At 33.7% G+C, this 22,213-nt stretch carries 21 protein-coding genes; 12 read left to right on the top strand and 9 right to left on the bottom strand.

The features are described 5' to 3' along the window. Positions 1–57 precede the first annotated feature (57 nt). Entirely contained in the window at positions 58–1,047 is a 990-nt protein-coding gene (locus tag ACGK9U_RS15695; RefSeq protein WP_394467490.1) for a VWA domain-containing protein, read from the bottom strand. Between the two features lie 211 nt (positions 1,048–1,258). Between ACGK9U_RS15695 and ACGK9U_RS15690 the strand changes: the two genes are divergently transcribed. The 4 genes from ACGK9U_RS15690 to ACGK9U_RS15675 all read left to right on the top strand — a co-directional run bounded on the left by ACGK9U_RS15690 (position 1,259) and on the right by ACGK9U_RS15675 (position 5,809). Further along, a complete protein-coding gene (locus ACGK9U_RS15690; protein ID WP_394467489.1) occupies positions 1,259–3,433 on the top strand; it encodes a histidine kinase in 2,175 nt (724 codons plus the stop codon). A gap of 136 nt (positions 3,434–3,569) precedes the next feature. Continuing rightward, positions 3,570–4,304 (top strand): LytR/AlgR family response regulator transcription factor, encoded by a 735-nt coding sequence (locus ACGK9U_RS15685; RefSeq protein ID WP_394467488.1) that lies wholly within the window; start codon positions 3,570–3,572, stop codon positions 4,302–4,304. Positions 4,305–4,342: 38 nt separating this feature from the next. Continuing rightward, a complete protein-coding gene (locus ACGK9U_RS15680) occupies positions 4,343–4,858 on the top strand; it encodes a gamma carbonic anhydrase family protein (RefSeq protein WP_209655511.1) in 516 nt (171 codons plus the stop codon). 114 nt (positions 4,859–4,972) lie between these two features. Continuing rightward, a complete protein-coding gene (locus ACGK9U_RS15675; RefSeq protein ID WP_394467486.1) occupies positions 4,973–5,809 on the top strand; it encodes an ankyrin repeat domain-containing protein in 837 nt (278 codons plus the stop codon). Between the two features lie 64 nt (positions 5,810–5,873). On the opposite strand, the gene murI is transcribed toward ACGK9U_RS15675, so the two are convergent. The 8 genes from murI to ACGK9U_RS15635 all read right to left on the bottom strand — a co-directional run bounded on the left by murI (position 5,874) and on the right by ACGK9U_RS15635 (position 14,099). After that, positions 5,874–6,653 carry a glutamate racemase gene (murI, locus tag ACGK9U_RS15670; RefSeq protein ID WP_394467485.1) on the bottom strand — a complete coding sequence of 260 codons (780 nt, stop codon included), beginning with the start codon at positions 6,651–6,653 and terminating at the stop codon, positions 5,874–5,876. Positions 6,654–6,747: 94 nt separating this feature from the next. Continuing rightward, complete coding sequence (locus ACGK9U_RS15665) at positions 6,748–7,254, bottom strand: OmpH family outer membrane protein (protein ID WP_394467483.1); 507 nt, start codon at positions 7,252–7,254, stop codon at positions 6,748–6,750. A gap of 32 nt (positions 7,255–7,286) precedes the next feature. Beyond that, positions 7,287–8,294 (bottom strand): OmpH family outer membrane protein, encoded by a 1,008-nt coding sequence (locus tag ACGK9U_RS15660; RefSeq protein WP_394467481.1) that lies wholly within the window; start codon positions 8,292–8,294, stop codon positions 7,287–7,289. 170 nt (positions 8,295–8,464) lie between these two features. Continuing rightward, on the bottom strand, positions 8,465–11,092 hold the full coding sequence (bamA, locus tag ACGK9U_RS15655) for an outer membrane protein assembly factor BamA (RefSeq protein ID WP_394467479.1): 2,628 nt from the start codon (positions 11,090–11,092) through the stop codon (positions 8,465–8,467). Next, positions 11,025–11,765: an isoprenyl transferase gene (locus ACGK9U_RS15650; RefSeq protein ID WP_394467477.1), complete on the bottom strand. Its 741-nt coding sequence runs from the start codon at positions 11,763–11,765 to the stop codon at positions 11,025–11,027. The genes bamA and ACGK9U_RS15650 overlap by 68 nt, the downstream gene beginning before the upstream one ends. 1 nt (position 11,766) lies before the next feature. Continuing rightward, positions 11,767–12,453 (bottom strand): DUF6089 family protein, encoded by a 687-nt coding sequence (locus tag ACGK9U_RS15645; protein ID WP_394467475.1) that lies wholly within the window; start codon positions 12,451–12,453, stop codon positions 11,767–11,769. A 99-nt stretch (positions 12,454–12,552) separates the two neighbouring features. Beyond that, positions 12,553–13,437, bottom strand: coding sequence for an NAD kinase (locus tag ACGK9U_RS15640; RefSeq protein WP_394467473.1), 885 nt, complete (start codon positions 13,435–13,437; stop codon positions 12,553–12,555). Positions 13,438–13,439: 2 nt separating this feature from the next. Continuing rightward, positions 13,440–14,099, bottom strand: coding sequence for an acetoin utilization protein acuB (locus ACGK9U_RS15635; protein WP_394467472.1), 660 nt, complete (start codon positions 14,097–14,099; stop codon positions 13,440–13,442). An 89-nt stretch (positions 14,100–14,188) separates the two neighbouring features. On the opposite strand from ACGK9U_RS15635, the gene ACGK9U_RS15630 reads away from it, so the two are divergent. The 8 genes from ACGK9U_RS15630 to clpX all read left to right on the top strand — a co-directional run bounded on the left by ACGK9U_RS15630 (position 14,189) and on the right by clpX (position 22,124). Further along, a complete protein-coding gene (locus ACGK9U_RS15630) occupies positions 14,189–14,902 on the top strand; it encodes a pyridoxine 5'-phosphate synthase (protein WP_394467470.1) in 714 nt (237 codons plus the stop codon). Between the two features lie 36 nt (positions 14,903–14,938). Further along, positions 14,939–15,700, top strand: a complete 762-nt coding sequence (locus tag ACGK9U_RS15625) for an alpha/beta fold hydrolase (RefSeq protein WP_394467469.1) — start codon at positions 14,939–14,941, stop codon at positions 15,698–15,700. Positions 15,701–15,822: 122 nt separating this feature from the next. Next, positions 15,823–16,899, top strand: coding sequence for an energy transducer TonB (locus ACGK9U_RS15620; RefSeq protein ID WP_394467467.1), 1,077 nt, complete (start codon positions 15,823–15,825; stop codon positions 16,897–16,899). Positions 16,900–16,944: 45 nt separating this feature from the next. Further along, positions 16,945–18,132, top strand: coding sequence for an energy transducer TonB (locus ACGK9U_RS15615; RefSeq protein WP_394467465.1), 1,188 nt, complete (start codon positions 16,945–16,947; stop codon positions 18,130–18,132). A gap of 13 nt (positions 18,133–18,145) precedes the next feature. Beyond that, entirely contained in the window at positions 18,146–18,505 is a 360-nt protein-coding gene (locus ACGK9U_RS15610; protein WP_394467463.1) for a phage holin family protein, read from the top strand. A 132-nt stretch (positions 18,506–18,637) separates the two neighbouring features. Then, on the top strand, positions 18,638–19,966 hold the full coding sequence (gene tig, locus ACGK9U_RS15605; protein ID WP_394467461.1) for a trigger factor: 1,329 nt from the start codon (positions 18,638–18,640) through the stop codon (positions 19,964–19,966). A gap of 177 nt (positions 19,967–20,143) precedes the next feature. Then, entirely contained in the window at positions 20,144–20,818 is a 675-nt protein-coding gene (gene clpP / locus ACGK9U_RS15600; RefSeq protein ID WP_379924866.1) for an ATP-dependent Clp endopeptidase proteolytic subunit ClpP, read from the top strand. Between the two features lie 73 nt (positions 20,819–20,891). Then, positions 20,892–22,124 carry an ATP-dependent Clp protease ATP-binding subunit ClpX gene (clpX, locus tag ACGK9U_RS15595; RefSeq protein WP_394467459.1) on the top strand — a complete coding sequence of 411 codons (1,233 nt, stop codon included), beginning with the start codon at positions 20,892–20,894 and terminating at the stop codon, positions 22,122–22,124. The last annotated feature ends 89 nt before the right edge of the window (positions 22,125–22,213 follow it).

Raw genomic sequence — 22,213 nt, 5'->3', positions numbered from 1 at the left:
ATCATGAATGAGCCTAATGCCCCTTTGGGGCTAATCTGAAAATCAAAGCCTCCGTTTTTAACGGAGGTTTTTTACTTCAGACGCCGATTTTCCTTTTAATTCTTCAGGCAAGCCACCATCTTTTAAAGCTTCCACCGAAATTTTTTTTAGTTCAACAGCATCTACCAAATCCCATGTGTCATTTTTATATAAATGCGAACTTTTACTCACGGTTCTACTTACAGCATTGGCTTTACTGTAGGTTTCGGCATTCGTGTCTTGTTCAGCTTGTAATGCCATTTTTTGTTTTCCTACTTTGCCATAAATAACATAAGTTTTATTTAATCTCTGATTTAAAATAAGAATCTCATCATCATAAGGTGATACCACATGAACTGTTGTTTGATTTTGGTTTATTGCCATATAATCGCCCTGTGTTAAAGCGGCACCGTCTTTCCACGATGTTGAAATGCCTTGGTTGTAATCGCCACAAAAAATGGTATTTATGGTAACGCCTTTTTCTTTTGCATTAACGGCAGCATCTTTATAGTTAAGTCTTCCTTGTGTAAAAGGCTCGTTTCCTGCAATAAAAATGAGTTTTAAATCATCTGGATTTTTGCCCCAATTCAATTGGTTTAAAGAGGTTTGAATCACTTGTCCGCAATATTCCTCGCCACCATTTGTTGTTAAAGAAAACAGTTCTTTTGAGATGTCATCCAAATCGTTACTAAATGCTAAAACTTGACGGATGTAACCTTCGGCACTGTTCAGTCTATCGTTGCCATATTCGTATAGTGCAATTTCTAAATTGGGTTTAGCCGTACCGCATTTGGCATACGAGAGTTCGTTTACAATATCCCAAAGTTGTGCTTTGGCTTGGTCTATTAAACCATCCATACTATTGCTGGTATCCAATAAAAGAACTACTTTAATATATTGCTTGTTGGTTTCGTGCTTTATTGTTTCTACTTGAGCGTATGGAGTAGGTTGCTTTTTGTTATTGGCATTACAAGCCGTAAACCCTATGAATGCCATACCAAATACAAGTGTTTTAAAATGTGTTTTCATGATGTTTTTGTTTTTTGATTCATACTGTAAATCTAAAAGCAACATAATTCTTAAAAAACAAAGAATGAGTAAAGGCTTGTTTTGGATGAGTAACTGAAACGGGTAATTGCGTAAACACACCATTTTGGCATCAAAGCAACCTTGTTTTGTGAAATCTTCATTTTATTTTATCAAGTAAAGTGCGTAAGTTTAGCTATTATAAAATAGTATAATGAAGTTGATTCTAAAACAGATAAGGTTTATATGTGCTTTATTGTGCACCACGCTTTTGTTGGCACAAGAGAATAGTAAAAACTTAAATAGCCAACCGAGGTTTACGGTTCGAGGATCGGTGGTTGAAAGTGATACTAAAAACCCCATTCCGAATGTAAACATTGAAGTAAATGGTGGGTCTTATACGACAACCGATGACATAGGGAATTTTAGAATTGAAGCCAGAAAAGGGGATGAGCTTACCATAAAACATAAAGATTTTGAAACGGTTTATTATACGATTCAAAGTAACGAACGTATCAAAGTTGAGGTGCAACCAAGTACTTCTGATATTCAATATTCCAAGAAAAAATACTCCAGAATCAATCCTGAATTGTTTAAATCGCTTATAGATTCGGCTGAGACACATTTAAAAAAGGATGCTAAAAAAAGCATTCAATTTATTGAAAAGGCGTTGGGAGCTAGTAATTCTTCAAAAGAAAACGGCGAAGCTTTTGAGGTTTTGGGCGATATTTATTTGCATTGGAAACAGTATGATTTAGCGGTTTCCAACTACCGAATCAGCCTTCAAAATAGAAGCACCAATATGGTTAAGTTAAAGCTAGCTTCGGCGTATAAACTAAACAAGAACTACCAAGAAAGCCTTCAAATATATAATGGGATTAATAAAAGTGAATTGTCGAACTGGCAATTGGTAGAACTTTACGAAGGACTTGGTGATGTGAATTTGCTAACAAAATCGTATCAAGCGGCTATCAACGCATACAACGAAGGTTTAAAAGTAGCAAAAAAGCATTTGATTTCGCCAAAAGTTACCGATTTAAACTCAAAAATAGCTCAGGTTTACAATGCAAAAGGAGAAACCCAAAAAGCAGAAGGGTTTTTTAATGAATCGCTAAAACTTGCTAACAGTCAAAATAAAAAACGAGCTGTTGAAGAAAAAATTAAAGTAGCCGATTTTCAGAATGAAACCAATAATTATTCAAGCGAAATTCAACTGAGAAAAGAAGCTTTAAAACAAATAAAGGATATACAGAAAGATTCTGTTTTTAACAATGAAAGTGCCTTAACACCCCAAAAGCAAAATTATAAAATAGGTAACGCTTACGCGTCTCAAAGAGATTATGTGAATGCCATTCCATATTTGAAGAAAAGTATTGAAGAAGCCGACACCAAAGAAGATTTAATTGTACAAAAAGATGCGACTCGAAAACTTTCAGAAGTGTATAGAGATGCAGGAGAGTTTGATAAAGCTCTTACCGCTTACCAAAGTTATGTAGATTTGGTAGATAAGCAATACACTAAGAAAGAGCAGGAAATATCGCAAGCAGCACGGTTTAGTAAAGATATTGTAGCAAAACAAAACAGGATATTAAGTTTGGAGAGTGATAGAGCACTGTCAGAAAGTAAATACCAACTTAATTTAGAGCAGGCAAAACGCCAAAAAATCATTATTTACTCATTAATTGGCGGTGTTGTGTTGTTGCTTGTTGCTGGGTTTTTAATGTTCAAATACATCAAGCAACAACGGTTAGCAAATAATTTATTGGCGCTGAAAAGTTTAAGAAGCCAAATGAATCCGCACTTTATTTTTAATGCGCTAAACTCAGTAAACAGTTTTATAGCTTCTAATGATGAACGCACAGCCAATAAATACTTAACCGATTTTTCCCTGCTTATGCGTGCCGTTTTAGAAAATAGCGAAGAAGATTTTATTCCTTTGGAAAAAGAGATAGCGCTTTTGGAATTATACACCAAATTGGAACATTTTAGGTTTCAAGATAAGTTCGATTATAAGATTACTATAGATGAAAATATTCATATAAACGACTTTGTAATTCCGCCCATGTTATTGCAACCTTATATAGAAAATGCTGTTTGGCATGGTTTGCGCTATAAAAAAGTAAAAGGAAAATTAGATATTGCCATTACACAAAGCAATTCTGATGAAATAAAAATAACCATTACCGATGATGGTATAGGACACCAAAAATCGAAAGCCCTAAAAACCGAACATCAGAAAAAGCAAAACTCAAAAGGCATGGGGAATATTAAAAAACGTGTGGCTATCTTAAATGAAATGTACAAAGATAAAGTTGATGTGTTTATTGATGATTTCCAAGATGAAGAAGACAGCGGGACTAAGGTTGTTGTAACCTTGAAAAAGGATTAAAAGATTAAAGGATTAACGATTTGCGATTTTTGATTTACGATTTTTTGAATTTTAGTTTCAAAGCGAATTTCAAATAAAAATGTCACGCTGAGCTTGTCGAAGCGCAAATAATAATAAAGAATAAAAAATATTTTAGATGAAACTAACCGCCATCATAGTAGAAGACGAAGAAACCAGTAGAGATATTCTAAAAAATTATCTCAAAAAATATTGCCCCAATGTATTCGTTATTGGTGAAGCATCCAACGTAGAAGAAGCTTTGGTGTTAATTCGTAATAACGATTTAGACTTGGTGTTTCTGGATGTAGAAATGCCGTATGGTAATGCATTTGATTTATTGGACAAGGTTGGCGATATTAATTTTGAAACCATATTCGTAACCGCCTATAACCATTACGCTATAGATGCTTTAAACGCCCATGCTTCCTACTATTTAATGAAACCCATTTCCATAGACGCGCTTATTAAAGCAGTCGATTATGTAACAGAAATCAAAACCAAAGAAAACGCACTTCAAGACCAAGTACTTGTGCCAAAAACCCATACGGTTAATGGGAAAATAACCATTCCGCAATTAGATGGTTTTGAAGTTATCAATACCGCCGATATTTTATTCTGTAAAGCCGATGATAATTACACCGAAATTCATTTAAATACCAACAAGAAAAAAATAGTAAGCAAAACTTTAAAATATTTTGAAGATATTTTGATGGATTGTAGCTTTGCCAGAGTACACAAATCGTATTTGGTAAACGTAAACGAAGTTGTAAAGTACGTAAAAGGAAAGGGCGGAAGTGTTGTGTTAAGCAACGGAAAAGAAATTATGGTTTCAGCCTCCAAGAAATCGGAACTTTTATCGTATTTTCAGTAAAGTATTCAATAGTCAATAAAAAATAATCAATAGTCATCATGCCAATAATAAAACCAGTAAACGGAAAGTCACCACAATTACCAGACGATTGTTACATTGCCGAAAACGCTACTATAGTGGGCGATGTCGTAGCAGGTACCCAATGCAGTATCTGGTTTAATGCCGTAGTTCGTGGCGACGTCAACTACATAAAAATGGGCAACAAAGTAAACGTGCAAGACGGCGCCGTTATACACGCCACATACCAAACCGCCCCAACCAACATTGGCAACAACGTATCCATTGGGCACAACGCCATAGTGCACGGTTGCACCATTCACGACAACGTTTTGGTAGGCATGGGAAGCATTATTATGGACAATTGCGTTATAGAAAGCAACAGCATTATAGCCGCAGGTGCCGTAGTAACCCAAAACACCAGGGTAGAATCGGGCAGTATTTACGCAGGTGTTCCCGCAGTAAAAATAAAAGACATTAGCCAAGAGTTAATTTCCGGACAAATAGACCGCATAGCCAATAATTACATAAAATATTCCAGCTGGTTTAAGGAGTAAAAAAGAAGTTTTTTTGCGTTTCCCTATCGGGTTGGACTTTCTGCTATGTAGAGTTTCGTGGTAGTAAGGGATTAAAATTCAAAGCACACGAAATTAAATGAACCTTAGATTGTGATGAATAAAATAACAGCAATATTATTTATAATTACAGTAATTTTAACCAGTTGTGTTAATGATAATCATCATAGAAACATGGCAATTAAAGAACGAATACGTTCTGTTGATGCACTTTTTGAAGGTTCCAAAGTGGAACAAGCCGCAAAGTATATGAAACGAGACGATTATAAATCTATAAAGAAGTTCTTCAAAAATAATCCTGATATTTTGGTTGACACACAAAGTCCATTTACAGGTGCTACATTATTACAAGTAGCATCGGCTCGTAAAAAACAAAATGCAGTAAAAGCATTATTGGAATTTGGAGCTGACCCTAATTTTGAAGAGTTGGAGATAGGTTCTCAAAGTTGGTCTTCGTTTACTCATGCCTTTTTTACTAGAGATACTATGCTATTAAAGTTATATATAAAGTATGGTGCAGATGTAAATAAGGTGTCCGAGATGAAAAGCACTTTATTTAGAACACCTTTGATTGCAGCTAGTAAAGCTGAATTAAGTTTAGTGAAATTTCTAATTAGCCATGGAGCTGATTCACATTATGTATATACCAAAAATAATGAAAGTGCACTAAATGCTGCGATACTTTCAGCAGACATAGATGTTGTAAATTATTTAATCTTTGAGCAAAAGGTAGATTTTAAAAAGCCATATTATTATAATAAACCAATTACCGCTGGATTAAGAAATATCTGTTATCCTATTGGTTCAAGAAAGCATCAAGAGAAAATGAAACTTGTATCTTTCTTAAAAGAAAATGACATAGATTATTATGCTGAGCCTATACCTAAAAGATTTTATAAATTGTTTGATGAAGATTATTTGTCTAAATATTAGATAAATAGTCCTTTTTCTTAATGTTTGTTTGCGTTTATTATATAATACGTAAATACCGATTCAATTAAAAATCCAGATATTCAACCTTAAAATCATCACTTAAAAGCGATGCCAAAACTTCGGTTTTTCCGTTTGTAAAAAATTTGCAATTTCCTTTTGCTACACTAGTGTTCAACAAATCGTTTTTTTCTAAAATGGCTTTGGTTTGTCTTGCTACTGCTTCGCCCGAATCTATAATTTTAACATGGTTTGGAAGCAATTCAATCAATAAAGGCATTAAATACGGGTAATGGGTGCAGCCCAACACCAAATAATCGATGTTGGCATCAATCATGGGTTGTAAATACAGTTTCAGTAAGTTTCTCATGGCATCTGAATACAAATCGCCACTTTCAATAAGTTCTACAATGCCTTCACCTATACGCTCTATAACGGTAATGTTGCTGGCAAACAAATCGGTTGTTTTATGGAACAATTCGCTAGACAGTGTTCCTTTGGTAGCCAAAATACCCACAGCCTTTGTTTGGGTATTCAGTGCTGCTGGTTTTATAGCGGGCTCTATACCTATAATAGGAATATTATAAACTTCTCTAAGCGCATATATAGCATTGGTAGTAGCGGTGTTACAAGCCACTACTATAATTTTACAACCTTGGCTAATGAGGTATTCTACATTTTTAATGCTGAGGTTTATAATGGTTTGTTTTGACTTCAAACCATAAGGCGCATTGGCACTATCGGCTAAGTACAGGGTGTTTTCGTTAGGCAATAGCAAATGGATTTCTTTCCAAATAGAAGTGCCACCAACACCAGAATCGAAAATGCCAATAGGTTGTTTGTTCATAGTTTAACAAAAATAAAAAAGCTGCCTTGTAAAAGACAGCTTTTAGTGATTTTTTATTTAACACTTCGACAAGCTCAGTGTGACAGGGTTATTTTTAGATGCCTAATGCTTTTTTAACATCATCTAATAGGTTTTTTCCATCCGTTAAAATAGTAATACCTTGAGACGAATCTAAAACATAATCAAACCCTTGGGCTCTACCAACTTTTAAAATAGCAGCTTTAGCTTTTTCGGTAATTGGTTGTAACAGATCCATTTCTTTTTTCTGTAAATCTTTTTGAGCGTCTGCTTGAAATTGTTGGATACGTTGTTGTTTTTCTTGAATTTCTTGACCTCTTTTAGCGTTTTCTTCTTCTGATTTAGTAGCAGCTTCTGCTTCGTATTGTTTTAATAACGTTTGAAATTCTGTAACAGAACTTTGAATATCTGTTTGATACGTTTTGCTTAGAGTTTCAAGTTGCTTTTGTGCTTCTTTCATCTCTGGCATAGCTGTAATTAATTCTTGGGTATTTATATGAGCAATTTTACTTTGAGCGTTAGAGAAACTCACGGTTCCAATACATAATGCCGTTGCTAATAATAGAGTTTTTAATTGTTTCATTTTTTTTAATAGTGTTAATGTGTTATAAATTGTTATTTGTTGTTTATACTGTCTTGAGCTTTTTGACGCTCTTCAAGAATTCTCTTTTTTCTGTCTTCCAATTCTTTTTTTCTAGCTTCTCTTTCAGCTAATTTTTTTTGTCTGTTTTCTTCAATAAGTTGTGCTTGTGTTTTTACTTCTTCAACTTTAGTTTCTGCTTCCGTTTTCGTTTCAGCAGCTTTAGCTGTGCCTTCTGATTTCACTTCTGGTTCGTCAGTATTTTTTCTGGCATCTAACTTATCCTGCTTTGCTTTTTCGCGTTCTTCCAATATTTTTTGACGTCTCTCTTCCGCTTCTTTTACTTTTGCTGCACGGGCGTCTAAAATTTCTTGTCGGCGTTTCTCAACGGCGCTTTCACGTTCGGCTTTTTTCTCTTCTAAAGCTTTTTCACGTGCTTCTAATTCATAATTTATTTCTGGAACTAGTTCTTCATCTTTGGCAGCTTTACGTTCCGCTTTGCTTTCTGCTTGTGTTCGTTTAGCGCTTCTTGTAATGCTTCGTATTACTAAATCGCTTAAATCATATTGTTTTGCTGAATATAGCATCACGGTTTCAGATTTATCTAAAATGATATCGTACTGTTTTGTTGCTGCCATATCCTGAACCGCTGCAAAAATTTGGTCTTGAATGGGCTGCATCAATTGTTTCTTTTGAATAAACAAATCGCCGTTGGGTCCAAAACGTTTTTGCTGATAATCTAATATTTCTCTTTCTTCAAAAGCAATATCTTCTTCGCGCTCATCAATAAGTTCTTTTGTTAAAAGCGCTTTCTCGTTGCTTAAGTCTTTTCGTTTTTGTTCTATGGCACTTAATTGCACATCAATATCGTTTTTCCATTTATCAGCCTTATCATTTAATTGTGCTGTGGCTTCTTGGTATTCTGGGATATTTTCTAGAATAAATTCTGTATCAATATATCCAATTCTTACACCACGTTGCGCATTAACTGATAAGGTTATCATAAAAACTAATGTCAGTAAAAAAAGAACGTTATTTTTCATCTGTTTGCGTTTATAATTTTTATTATTTACAAATTCTAAAAACCGACAGATGATTTATTGTTGTTTCTGCCTCTTTTTGAATTATCTCTTCAAAATTAACGAAATTTAATCTTAAAAATTTTATTTGGCATTTAAATCATCAAAGTGTTATTAGAAAAAATCGTGCCAAATTAAAATTGTTGTCCAATTATGAAGTGAGTTTCCCATCCATGGCTACCAGTTTCGCCCAAAGATTCAAGAGGGTCAAACCCGTGTCCAAAGTCGATTCCCAACAATCCGAACGCTGGCATAAATATGCGAAGGCCTAAACCTGCAGATCGTTTAATATCAAAAGGGTTGTAATCCCTAAAGTTATTAAAGGATGCTCCACCTTCTAAAAAGCCTAAGGCATAAATTTTTGCTGATGCTTTTAATGTAATAGGGTAACGCAATTCTAACGAGAATTTATTGTAAATAGTACCTCCATCGTTATCAGACAATGATTGGTTTGGGTAACCACGCAATGCAATGGCTTCTCTACCATCTAGACTATAGGTTCCTAAACCATCGCCACCAAGAAAGTAACGCTCGAAAGGAATGACACCTCTATCATTATTGTAGGCACCAAGGAAACCAAATTCCACACTTGGTCTTAAAACTAAATCTTTTGCTACTTGAGTAAACCAATCGCCTTTAAATTTTACTTTGTAGAATTCCAACCATTTATAACGTTCTTGGTCTATTTCTGAAGCTCGTGCGTAATCATCAGTGTTCGATAGGTCTAAATCGTTATATTCATCTTTCAATGCCTTATAATCTACACCATCAAATAAAGAGTAAGGAATGGATAATTTAGCAGTAACATTAAAATTAGAACCAGCTGTAGGGTAAATGGGGTCTACACTGGTGTTATTTCGACCTAAACCAATGGTGTATGATAAGTTATTTGCATACCCATCTCCAAAAGTAAATAATCCGGTGTTGTAATTATTTAAATCGTATCGTTGAAAACTTATGGCTTGCGATAGTACAAAGAAATCATCAGGAACCTGTAAACGTTTTGCTAGACCAAAAGTGATACCTGTTATATTGAAACTTCTACTTTTATCAGCATTTCCTGTTCTATAGTCATATAAAAACTGTTTTGTGTGCGATAAAGATGTTGAAAATTGTACGGGACGTTTACCACCTAACCAAGGTTCAGAAAATGAAAAGCTATACGTTTGGTAAAAACGGCTGGCTTGTAAGCGTAATGCCAGTTTTTGACCATCGCCCATTGGGATTGGTTTGTAAGCATCTTTTTTGAAAATATCTTTAATAGAGAAGTTATTGAACGATAATCCTAAAGTTCCAATAAAACCGCCACCGCCGTAACCACCTTGTAGCTCTATTTGGCTAGACCCTGTTTCTTTAACCGAATATTCCATATCGATGGTGCCTTCGTTCGGGTTTGGATTGTTGAAGTTTGGCGATATTTCCTGTGCATCGAAAAATCCTAATTGACCAAGCTCTCTTACAGTACGTACCACATTGGCTTTGCTGTATAATTGACCTGGACGGGTTCTAATTTCTCGGTATATAACGTGGTCATTCGTTTTATCGTTTCCTACTATCGATACAGCATTGAAATAGGCTGGTTTTCCTTCCGATATTCTAATTTCCATATCAATAACATTGTTGGCAGCACTTACTTCAACAGGGTTGATACTGGAGAACAAATAGCCGTTGTTTTGATATAGGTTTGTTATATCATCTCCATCTGGTTTGCTGTTGTCGGCAATACGTTTTTGTAATAAAACACCATTGTACGTGTCTCCTTTTCTAATACGTAACATTCTGGTTAACTGCTCGTTTGTGTAAACCGTATTCCCAATAAATGTAATATCTCCAAATGTGTATTGTGTTCCTTCGTTAACAGCAATATTTAAAGAAATGGTTTTGTCATTGTTATAAATAATACTGTCCGAAATAATACGGGCATCTCTATAACCATTCTCTTTGTATTTTTCTACAACATGACCCAAATCTGCTTGATAAGAGGAATCAATAAATTTAGAGCGTTTTAATATACGAAGGCGATTTATTTTCTTGGTGCCTTTCATGCTTTTACGAAGCGATTTATCGCTTAATACGTCGTTGCCAGTAAAAGTGATGTCTTTTATTTTTACTTTTTCACCTTTATCAATATTAAGTACCATATTAACTCGGGCAGTTTGTAAGGAGTCTTTTACTTCAACCGTATTAATATGCACTTTTGTATTTAAAAATCCATCTTTTTTGTATTTTTTGGTCAAGAAATTTTTTGTGGTAGTGATAAGGTTTTCGGTAACTTTTACACCTTTGTTTAGTTTGGTATCCTTAACAATGCCTTCAACTTTGCCTTTTTTTACACCATTAACCTTTAATTCGTTAAGTTGTGGTAAGTCGGATAATCGAATTTGCAAATAAGCAACGTTGCCTTCAATATGAGTAATGTAAACCTCTATATCGCTAAATAATTTGGAGTTCCAAAGTTTTTTAATGGCATTGCCAATATCTTCACCAGGGATGGCCATTTCTTTTCCTTTGCTCAATCCGGAATAGGTAATAATGGTTTGCTCGCTAAACGATGTGTTTCCAGAAACTGAAATATCTCCTAAAATGTATTTTTTACCGTTACTGAATGGTAAGTCTTGAGCTTGAATGCTAATGCTGCTTGTAATAAGTAATAGTGCTAAGCAATTTTTTAAAAATGTTGTCAAAGGTAAAATATTAGCTAAGTTGTTCACTTGTTTTCCCAAATCGTCTTTCTCTTTTTTGATATTCAATAATAGCTTCATACAAATGCTGCTTTGTAAAATCTGGCCACAATACGCTCGTAAAATACAATTCGGCATAAGCAATTTGCCAAAGTAAAAAGTTGCTTATTCGTTGTTCCCCACTAGTTCTAATAAGCAAATCTACGTCTGGTAAATTTTGCGTGTAAAGATGCTCATTTATAATTGATTCATCAATTTTTTCAGGCGAAATTATATTATTTTTAACTTTAATACTAATCTCTTTAACAGTATTTAGTAATTCTTCACGCGAACCGTAGCTTAAAGCCAGAGTTAAAATCATTCTGGTATTGCTTTTTGTTTGCTCTATAACTTCGTGGAGTTCTTTGTGAACTTTTTTAGGTAAAGTATCTAAATTACCTATAGCAGAGAGTTTTATGTTGTTGTCTTGAAGTGTTTTGATTTCTTTTTTTAACGAAGTAACCAATAGTTTCATTAAGGTTTGAACTTCTAATTTTGGCCGGTTCCAGTTTTCAGTAGAAAATGCGTAAAGTGTTAAGTTTTCTACACCAAGTTCAGCACAGGCTTCAACGGTTCTTCTAACCGATTTTGTGCCATTTTCATGACCAAAAGCACGCATCATGCCTTGTTGTTTAGCCCAACGCCCATTGCCATCCATAATAATAGCAATGTGTTTTGGTAAATTTTTACTTAATACTTCTTCCTTTAAATCCATTTTAATTCACACAATAACAAGGGTTCTCCCCAAAAGTATAGGTTAAGGTAATGCCCGAAAATACATACCAATCGTTGTTGTTTATATTTCCAAATCGGTATAGCAGGTGGTTTGCATCGTTAGGAGTACTCCCGTCCAATTCGTCTGAAAATGTATAACGTGCGCCAACTTCAATACCTAATATAAGGTTTCCTAAAAAATTTGTTTTAAATCCTAAAGCCATAGGAATACCGAATGCCCAACTGGAATTGTTTTCGTCGGTTTGTAGCCCGCTTAAAAAATAAGAATTATCGTGATGTGCTACGCTAATTCCGGTATATAAATAAGGGGTTGCTACCTTATGCCCTGAATGTAGGTTGAAATCTATAAAAGTGAACTCCATGCCTGCCGAAATTTCAATAATTTTTGTTGAAAATTCATAGCCTCTTTGAATACGTCTTGGGTCGTCTGAATTTGCATCAATGCCTTCTAAATCACTAAAAATTAAAGATGCACGGTAGGAGTGTCTTCTACTCCTGTTCCACTTGTAAATACCACCAATGGCTAATTGGTTTGGTGAAATATAATTGGTAGCACCTACATCGCCAATAAAATTGCTTCCTCCTACAAAAATACCTAATTCGTTAATTTGAGAGTGGCTTAGTTGAATGGCTAAAATGCTTAATATCAATATGGTTAAATGCCTCATAAATATTCAAAAGTTTGCAAATATAATAAATAAGAAATGTCTAATACAATTTGAACTGAATTGTATTAGTGTAAAACAACATTTCTTTAAAAATATTGCCTAATTGCGTTTGTCTTCGCCCCAAAGGAGTTTTTTTCGAAGGGTGTCTAAAAAGCTTTCATTCAAAAGATCTATCATCTTAATTTTAAAATCGGCTTTTTTAATTTTAATGAGGGTGCCATTTTCTAAAGTTGCAATTCTAGAATCTAAAGATATTAAATGACTTTCTTCGCGTCCTTCAACTTTGAGTTGAATTTCAGTAGAATCGGGAATAATTAGTGGGCGTGCACTTAAATTATGTGGCGCAATGGGTGCTAAAACAAAACTGTTAGTATCGGGTGTTATTACGGGGCCACCGCAACTTAGTGAGTAACCGGTTGATCCTGTTGGTGTTGAAACGATAAGACCATCACTCCAATACGATGTTAAATATTCGCCGTTTAGATGGGTTTCAACGGTAATCATGGAGGTAGTATTTTTTCGGCTTACTGCTATTTCGTTCAATGCAAAATTTAATGATTTAACATCCTCGTTTTCTGGTGATGTTTCAATGGAAAGTAAACTGCGTTCGGATATTTTATATTTACCATCGATGATGTTTTGAATGGCATTTTCTATTTCATCTACTTGAATGGTTGCTAAAAAACCTAAGCGTCCTGTATTGATGCCTACAATGGGAATGCCCATATCTTTTACAAAAATAATGGCGCGTAAAATGGTGCCGTCGCCACCAACGCTTACCAAAAAATCAAACGATTTATCTAAAGTATCGAATGTTTTAAACGATTTGTAGTCGTCAAAATTTGGAGCTTCCTTTTTTATAAGGTTGAAAAATTCGGTTTCAATATAGGCATCGGCATGCTTCTTTAATAAATAATCAAATAATCGTTCTACAGAGTCTGTAGTAGATTTATTGTAAAATCGTCCAAAAACGGCAACCTTCATGCTTAGATGTTTAAGTATTTGTTTAAATAATCCGATCGTTCTTTCAAACTTTCAAGATAGCTGTCTTCTTCGTGTCCTGAAACAATATGGTAGCTGTACCTTCTAAAGGTTTGGATAATGCCATTTAGCCCTGTGCTGCCTATTTTTAAGGTAACTTGAACCAAATCGGGTTTCATTTTAGATACAAATGCGCCTAATAATTTTCCGTTGTTAGATTCTACTATCTGGCTAATTTCACTAAAAGAATAATCGTTTATGCCCTTTTCAATTACTAAAATGCCTCCAGGTTCAGAGAAGAATGGCGACTCGCTAAATAAGCTAATCACTTCTTTCAATTCATAATAGCCCAAATACACATTTTGGTCGTTTAAAACGGGCATAATATTGGTGGAATTTATAGCAAATGCTTCTAAAACATCCAGCCAAAGTGTAGAGTCCCGAACAAAAAAACTTTCAATAGAATATTTGTAATCATCAACGGTTTTATTGCTTTCAAAACAATGGGCATCGGTTTCGGAAAAGCAGCCCAAATAGATTTTATTATCGTCTTGGATAGGTATGTGCGAATAGGTTAACTGATTAAATAATTGTTGCAAATCGCTTATTTTGCTTTTACTATTTAATGGTTTTATATCGTTTATAATAAATTCTGATAGCTTCATTACCCTATATAATATGAATGCAAATTAATCAAAAAAAAAGCATATAAGCCTGTTCTACTTTGTATTTTTGTCTTTTAAAACAGTGATACATGACAAAGTTAAGCGTAAATATTAACAAGATAGCAACTTTAAGAAATTCTAGAGGCGGCGATGTGCCTAATGTGGTGCAGTTTGCAAAAGATGTGCAACGCTTTGGTGCTGAGGGTGTAACCATACACCCGAGACCCGACGAGCGCCACATCCGTTACCAAGATGCGCGCGATTTAAAACCTATTGTTTATACCGAATATAATATTGAAGGAAATCCTGTAAAATCGTTTTTAGATTTGGTTTTGCAAGTGAAGCCAACTCAGGTAACTTTAGTGCCAGATGCCGAAGATGCCATTACCAGCAACGCGGGTTGGGATACCATTAAACATAAAGATTTTTTGGTAGATGTGATTAAGGAATTTCAGAATAATGGTATAAGAACGTCCATTTTTGTAGATCCCGTTTTAAAACAAATTGAAGGAGCAAAAGCCACTGGAACAGATAGAATTGAATTATACACCGAAGCTTTTGCACATCAATACGGTTTAGGAAATGAAAACGCCATAAAACCTTATGCTGAAAGTGCTGCATTAGCTAATGATTTAGGTTTGGGTGTTAATGCAGGTCATGATTTATCGTTAGATAATATCCAATTTTTTAAAGACAACATTCCTAATTTATTGGAGGTTTCCATAGGTCATGCCTTAATAGCCGAAAGTTTGTATTTAGGTATAGAAAACGTTATACAAATGTATCTTCATAAATTAAAATAAACCGTAAATAGTAATTCAAAAATCGTAAATCAGAACATGCTTTTACATTCAAATATTTTAGGAGAAGGACAACCTTTTGTTATTCTTCATGGTTTTTTAGGGATGAGTGATAACTGGAAAACACTTGGTATTCAATTTAGTGAAGAAAATTTTCAAGTGCATTTGGTCGATCAACGCAACCATGGACATAGTTTTCATGATAATGAATTTAGTTACGAAGTTTTAGTTGAAGATTTGAAACATTACTGTGATGCGCATCAACTTGAAAATATTGTATTGCTAGGGCATTCTATGGGTGGAAAAACGGCCATGTTGTTTGCTGCCCAATATCCGGAAATGGTTTCGAAATTAATTATCGCCGATATATCACCACGTTTCTATCCTGTGCATCACGATGGTATTTTAAATGGATTGAGCGCTTTGAATTTCGATGTTATTAAAAGCAGGGGGGAAGCCGATAAAATTTTAAGCGGTTATATTTCCGACATGGGAACCCGTCAATTTTTACTAAAAAACCTGTATTGGATAGAAAAAGGAACATTGGCATTAAGAATGAATTTGGAAGTTTTAAAAGAAGAAGTAGCCGAAGTGGGCGAGCCCTTACCACCACAAGCAACCTTTGAAAAAGATACGCTATTTTTACGTGGCGACCGTTCAGAATATATAGGGATTGAAGATGAACGTATTATTACAAATCATTTTCCAAAAGCTCAAATTATTACCATTTCCAATGCTGGGCACTGGTTGCATGCCGAAAATCCAAAAGACTTTTTTGATGCTGTGATGGAGTTTGTCTAATAAATAAAGCTGCAAAATATTTTATTCAAGGTTTCTAGGTGCTTTCTAGGGACCTTTTTTATTTTTTAAACCATTGGATAAAGAAAAATCTTATATTTACTAAATTCTAAACTAAAAATTAAATGAGATACTTAATCGTGTTAGCTTTTATATGCAGTTCATTTTTTGCGAATGCTCAAACAAAGCATCCAGATGGACCTTTCAAAGAATTTCATAGTAATGCCCAATTAAAAAGAGAAGGTTATTATAAGAACGACAAGAAGATTAATGTTTGGAAGGAATATTATGATAATGGGCAACTTTCTGAAGTCTATGTTTTAGATGATACAGGTAAAAACACAGGACTCAAGCGGGAGTATTCTAAAGAAGGGGTTTTACTAAAAGAAACCAAAAATGTACTTGATGGTGGATTGGTTTGTTCTGAATACGATAATGAAGGGACTTTACTGGCAATTTATGGTTTGCGTGAGCAAAATAACCTTGGCAGATTTGTTTGGTCTGGAGACTATAAAGAATTTTATAAAAATGGAGTAGTTAAAATTGAATCTGTATACGACAATAATGAGCTTAATGGTATTTGGAAAGCATTTGATGAAGTTGGTAATCTAGCATGGGAGGTGGAATATTTAAATGGGTATAAACAAGGGGCATATAAACAATTCTATGAAAACGAAGAAGTTAAATTGTTAGGGTTGTGTAATTCAGATAAAAAGGATGACGAAGAAAAACATTTTGATACTTCTGGTAAGCTTTTGAAGGTTTTAAAGTATAAAAGGGGTGAATTGAAAAAAACTAAAGATCAAGAAGTAATAGAAGAAGTATTAATTCCAGAAGGTATTGTCTATAAACAACCTCTTTTTCCAGGTTGCGAAGATGCCTTAGGATTTAGTGCTCAAAATAAATGTAATTACGATCATATTTCAGGATTTTTTAAATCGCATTTTAATATAGGTAAATTTGATGTTTTGGCACCTGGATATGAAACAAAGAAAATAAAAGTGAATATTTCCTTTAGAATTAGTGAATCAGGAGATGTTAATACAGTTAGAGCAACTTCAGACTATCCAAAAGTGGACGAAGATGCTATTGAGGCTATAAAAAAATTACCAAAATTTGAACCAGGAGTTAAAAGGGGTAATCCTTTAACAGTGCCTTATTCATTTCAATTTGTTTTCTTAGCTGGTGGAAATTCTAAATAGTTTAAGGAAAAATCTTATATTAGTTTAACTAAACAGAATTCCTATATGAAAAATTTTATTTTACCGCTATTTTTTTTATTTACTATTAATAGTTTTTCTCAAACGAAACATGAAGACGGTCCTTATAAAGAATATCACGAAAATGGTCAATTAAGAAAAGAAGGGTTTTATAAAAATGATAATAAGATTAGTGTTTGGAAAGATTATTATGAAGATGGTCAATTAAAAAGAGTTTATACATTTAATTCAAATGGACAATCATCGGGTATTGAAGAAATATATTCTAAAAACGGTACGTTAATTAGTGAAAAAAAGAGATCTCAAAACGGCGGTTTAATTTCAAAACAATATTTTGAAAATGGTAAATTGTCGGTTATATATGCTTTAGTGCCTTCAGAAAACAACAAATATTTTATTAAGACAGGAGGTTACAAAGAGTATTATGAGAACGATACTTTGAAGATAGAAAGCTTGTACATTAATAATGAACTTTCTGGTATTTGGAAGCAATATTATGAAACTGGAGAAATAGAATGGGAAGTCGAATATTTAGACGGCTACAAACAAGGTTTTTACAAACAGTTTTACAAAAACGGACTTTTAAAGTTAGAGGGACGACATGTAGCCGATTTGAAGAATGGAGAAGAAAAAAGATATGATGAAAAAGGCAGTTTGCTTTGGAAAGGTAATTATTTTAAAGATGATTTTGATGATACATGGACGCAATATGATTCTATTGGCAATTCAATAAATGTGTTAAGCTACAATAAAGGAAAACTGAAAAAAGCAAATAGTGAAATCGATTTAAAGATGACGGAAATTCCAGATGGTGTTTTTGAACAGGTTCCTGTTTACCCAGGCTGTGAAATTTTCCCAGGAAATAAGAATAAGAGAGATTGTATGTCTAAAAATGTGCAACAGTTTGTAAATTCAAGATTCAATACAAAAGTGCTATCAGGAACAAACATAACAGGAAAAATGAGCATTCATGTTATTTTCAAAATAGATAAAACTGGAAAAGTTACGGATATACGAGCAAGAGCACAACATCCTAATTTAGAAAAAGAAGCAATAAATGTAGTAAGTAAGTTGCCTGTAATGAAACCTGGTATGCAAAAAGGTAAAGCGGTAACGGTTCCTTATTCATTGCCTATTGTTTTTGTAATAAAAAAGGACTCAAAAGTATTTCAAGATAATAGTCCGTATCATTACGGTCATTTAGAAACTAATTAAAAACTAATAAAATATGAACTTAATTCTCAAACTTCTTTTAACGGCATTAGCCGTATTTATTTTAGCATATTTTTTGCCAGGTGTCACACTTTCTGGCGATGTTTATGTAAACGCTATCATTGTAGCAATTGTTTTGGCAGTTTTAAACGTATTGGTAAAGCCTATTTTGGTTATTTTAACATTGCCAATTACCATACTTACCTTAGGTTTGTTTTTGTTGATTGTTAATGCCTTAATTATACTATTGGCCGATAAATTAATAGATGGTTTTTCGGTAAGCAGTATTTGGACAGCCATACTATTTAGTATCTTGCTTTCCATCCTCCAATCGTTTCTCCATTCACTTTTAAATGAAGATAAAAAACCGCTTTAAATCAAGCTGTTAAAAACTTTGTCGGGTTGCAAAAATGTTATATTTTTGCAACCCGATTTTAATTAAATAAATTCGGTTTAAAAATAAATAGTATTTGTTAAATGCCTAATAAAAGGCTTTATATCATTTAAAATGAATATTACAAGAGAAAACGTTGATGCATTAAATGCTGTAGTAAAAGTAGATATCGCTAAAGAAGATTATAGCGCTAAAGTGGAAAAAATCTTAACAGATTACCGTAAAACAGCAAACATTCCAGGTTTTAGAAAAGGCCAAGTGCCAATGGGAATGGTTAAAAAGCAATACGGAAAAGCAGTGTTGGTTGATGAGGTAAACAAGTTATTGCAAGATGCATTAAACAAATATCTTACTGAAGAGAAGTTAGATGTTTTAGGGCAACCATTACCAAAGCCGCAAGATGCCATTAACTGGGATGCTGATACGCTTTCATTTGAATTTGAATTAGGTTTAGCTCCAGAATTTGAAGTTAACTTAAAAGCGAAAGATGCTATTACGCAATACCATATTATTGCTGATGATAAAATGATTGACGAGCAAGTAGAGCGTATTCAAAAGCAATATGGCAAATTAATTTCTCAATCTGCAGTAGAAAAAGATAGCGAAATTACAGGTGTTTATAAAAATGAGGACCGCGACATTGAAAATAAAATAACTTTAACTTTAGATAAATTTAAAGGAGAAGCTACCGAAAAATTGTTTATTGGTGCTAAAGTTGGTGATGTTGTTACATTACAAACCAAAGGTCTTTATGACGATGAGCATGAATTAATGCACGCTTTAAAATTAGGACATGACGATGTACATGGTTTAGATATTGAAGTAACATTTACAGTTTCTGAAATCAATACACGTGAATTGGCAGATTTAGACCAAGAATTATTCGATAAATTATTTGGTAAAGATGTTGTTAAATCGGTTACAGAATTAAAAGATAAAATTAAAGAGGATGCTGAAAAGCAATTTGCGCAACAAGCAGACCAAAAACTTTTAAATGATGTTACTGAGTATTTAGTTGAAAATACCAAGTTCGATTTACCAGCTGAGTTTTTACAAAAATGGATGCAAACTGCAGGTGAACAACCATTGGATAGCGATCAAGCTAAAGAAGAATATGAGAAATCTGAGAAAAGCTTACGTTACCAATTAATTGAAGGCAAATTAATTACAGATAATAATATTCAAGTAACTATGGATGATATTAGAAGTCATTCAAGAGACATGATAAAAGCGCAAATGGCTCAATTTGGGCAAATGAATCCTTCAGATAAAGAATTGGATGATATAGCTGCACGTATTTTATCAAATCAAGAAGAGGCGCGTCGTATTTCAGAGCAATTGATTAGTCAAAAATTATTGGCTCTTTACAAAGAAAAAGCAAATCTTAAAGTAAAAGAATTAAGCTACGAAAATTTCGTAAAGGAAGTTTACGGCGATAAATAATACTGTGCCTTTAAAGAATAATTCATTATATTTAGGCGCTATAATTACCGAATTATAGCGCCTAATTTATTGAGTATATTTAGCTTCAAAAGATTAAAAAATGTTTTCAAAAGATCTTTTTTAAATCACTCAATTGATAATTAAGGATTTAACCTGAAACAACAACAAGAAACAATTATGGATTACGCAAAAGAATTTGAAAAATTCGCGATAAAAGATCAAGGAATAAGCAGCACGTACTACAATAAAATTATTAGTAGCATGTATCCAACAAGCTTAACACCAAATATTATTGAAGAACGCCAAATGAACATCGCTATTTTCGATGTGTTTTCGCGTTTAATGATGGATCGTATCATTTTTATGGGAACAGCCATTAACGACCAAGTTGCTAATATTATACAAGCACAACTGCTGTTTTTAGAAAGTACCGATGCTTCAAAAGATATTCAAATTTACATCAATTCACCAGGAGGAAGTGTGTATGCAGGTTTAGGTATTTACGACACCATGCAGTTTATAAAACCAGATGTAGCAACTATTTGTACAGGTATGGCAGCCTCTATGGGTGCTGTATTGCTATGTGCAGGTGCTAAAGGAAAACGTAGTGGTTTAACCCATTCTCGTGTTATGATTCACCAACCATTAGGCGGAGCCCAAGGACAAGCAAGTGATATTGAAATTACAGCAAGGGAAATTTTAATTTTAAAAGAAGAACTTTATAAAATTATAAGCAAGCACTCAGGGCAAGATTACGACAAAGTATATGCCGATAGTGATAGAGATTACTGGATGAAAGCTGATAAGGCTAAAGAATACGGTATGATTGATGAGATTTTAGCACGTAATTAAATAATTATTTGTAATTTTAAAGAATTGTTATAGAGGTATTTATAATGATTTTTCCTTGAAAACATAAAGATTAATGGCAAAAGAAGAACTGGAATGTTCGTTTTGTGGTCGTAAAAAACCAGAAACGAATTTATTAATAGCAGGATTAGATGCTCACATATGCGATAGATGTATAGAGCAAGCCCATGGTATTGTTGTAGAAGAATCAAAACAAGGTGATAGTAGTGATTTATCAGCAGAGTTAAAACTACGCAAACCACAACAAATAAAAGCATTTTTAGACGAGTATATTATAGGGCAAAATATGACCAAAAAAGTGATGTCAGTAGCCGTATACAATCACTATAAACGTTTATTGCAACCTGTAACAAAAGATGATATTGAGATACAAAAAAGTAACATCATCATGGTTGGCCAAACAGGAACGGGAAAAACCTTGGTGGCAAAAACAATAGCAAGAATGCTTAATGTGCCTTTAGCAATTGTTGATGCAACTGTTTTAACCGAGGCTGGTTATGTAGGTGAAGATGTAGAAAGTATTTTAACGCGTTTATTGCAAGCGGCTGATTATAATTTAGAGAAGGCTGAAAAAGGGATTGTTTTTATTGATGAAATTGATAAAATAGCTCGTAAAAGTGACAATCCATCTATTACCAGAGACGTTTCTGGAGAAGGTGTACAACAAGCTTTACTAAAACTTTTGGAAGGTACCGTGGTTAACGTGCCACCCAAAGGAGGACGCAAGCATCCAGACCAAAAATTCATTGAAGTAAACACCGAAAATATTTTATTTATTGCAGGTGGTGCTTTTGATGGAATTGAGCGTCATATCTCAAAACGTTTGAATATGCAAGCTGTTGGTTATAGCGCATCAAAATCTGAAGATGTTGTAGATCAAGATAACTTACTTCAATACATTATACCAAAAGATTTAAAAGACTTTGGTTTAATTCCAGAAATTATTGGGCGTTTACCTGTGTTGACATACATGGATCCCTTAGATGCGAAAACATTAAGAGCCATTCTTACAGAGCCTAAAAATGCCATTATTAAACAATATCAAAAATTGTTCTCAATGGATGATGTTGATTTTACCATTACTGATGGTGCTTTAGATTATATTGTAGAAAAAGCGATTGAGTACAAATTAGGTGCTAGAGGATTGCGTTCACTTTGTGAAGAGATTTTAACCGATGCTATGTTTGAATTACCAAGCAGTAACGATAAAAAATTAAATGTTACCAAGGCTTACGTTGAAGATAAATTAGTAAAAACAACTTTAAAGAAACTAAAGGCGGTATCTTAAAAAGTTAGTTAGATATGTCTAGTCCTAAATAACCGATACAGATTATTAAAGGATTAAATTTATAAATTAAAGCTGAACAATATTATCAT

The sequence above is a fragment of the Mariniflexile sp. HNIBRBA6329 genome (genome assembly GCF_043558645.1).
GTDB lineage: Bacteria > Bacteroidota > Bacteroidia > Flavobacteriales > Flavobacteriaceae > Mariniflexile.
The sequence above is the reverse complement of the archived record's forward strand: the minus strand, read 5'-3'. Positions and strand labels throughout refer to the sequence as shown.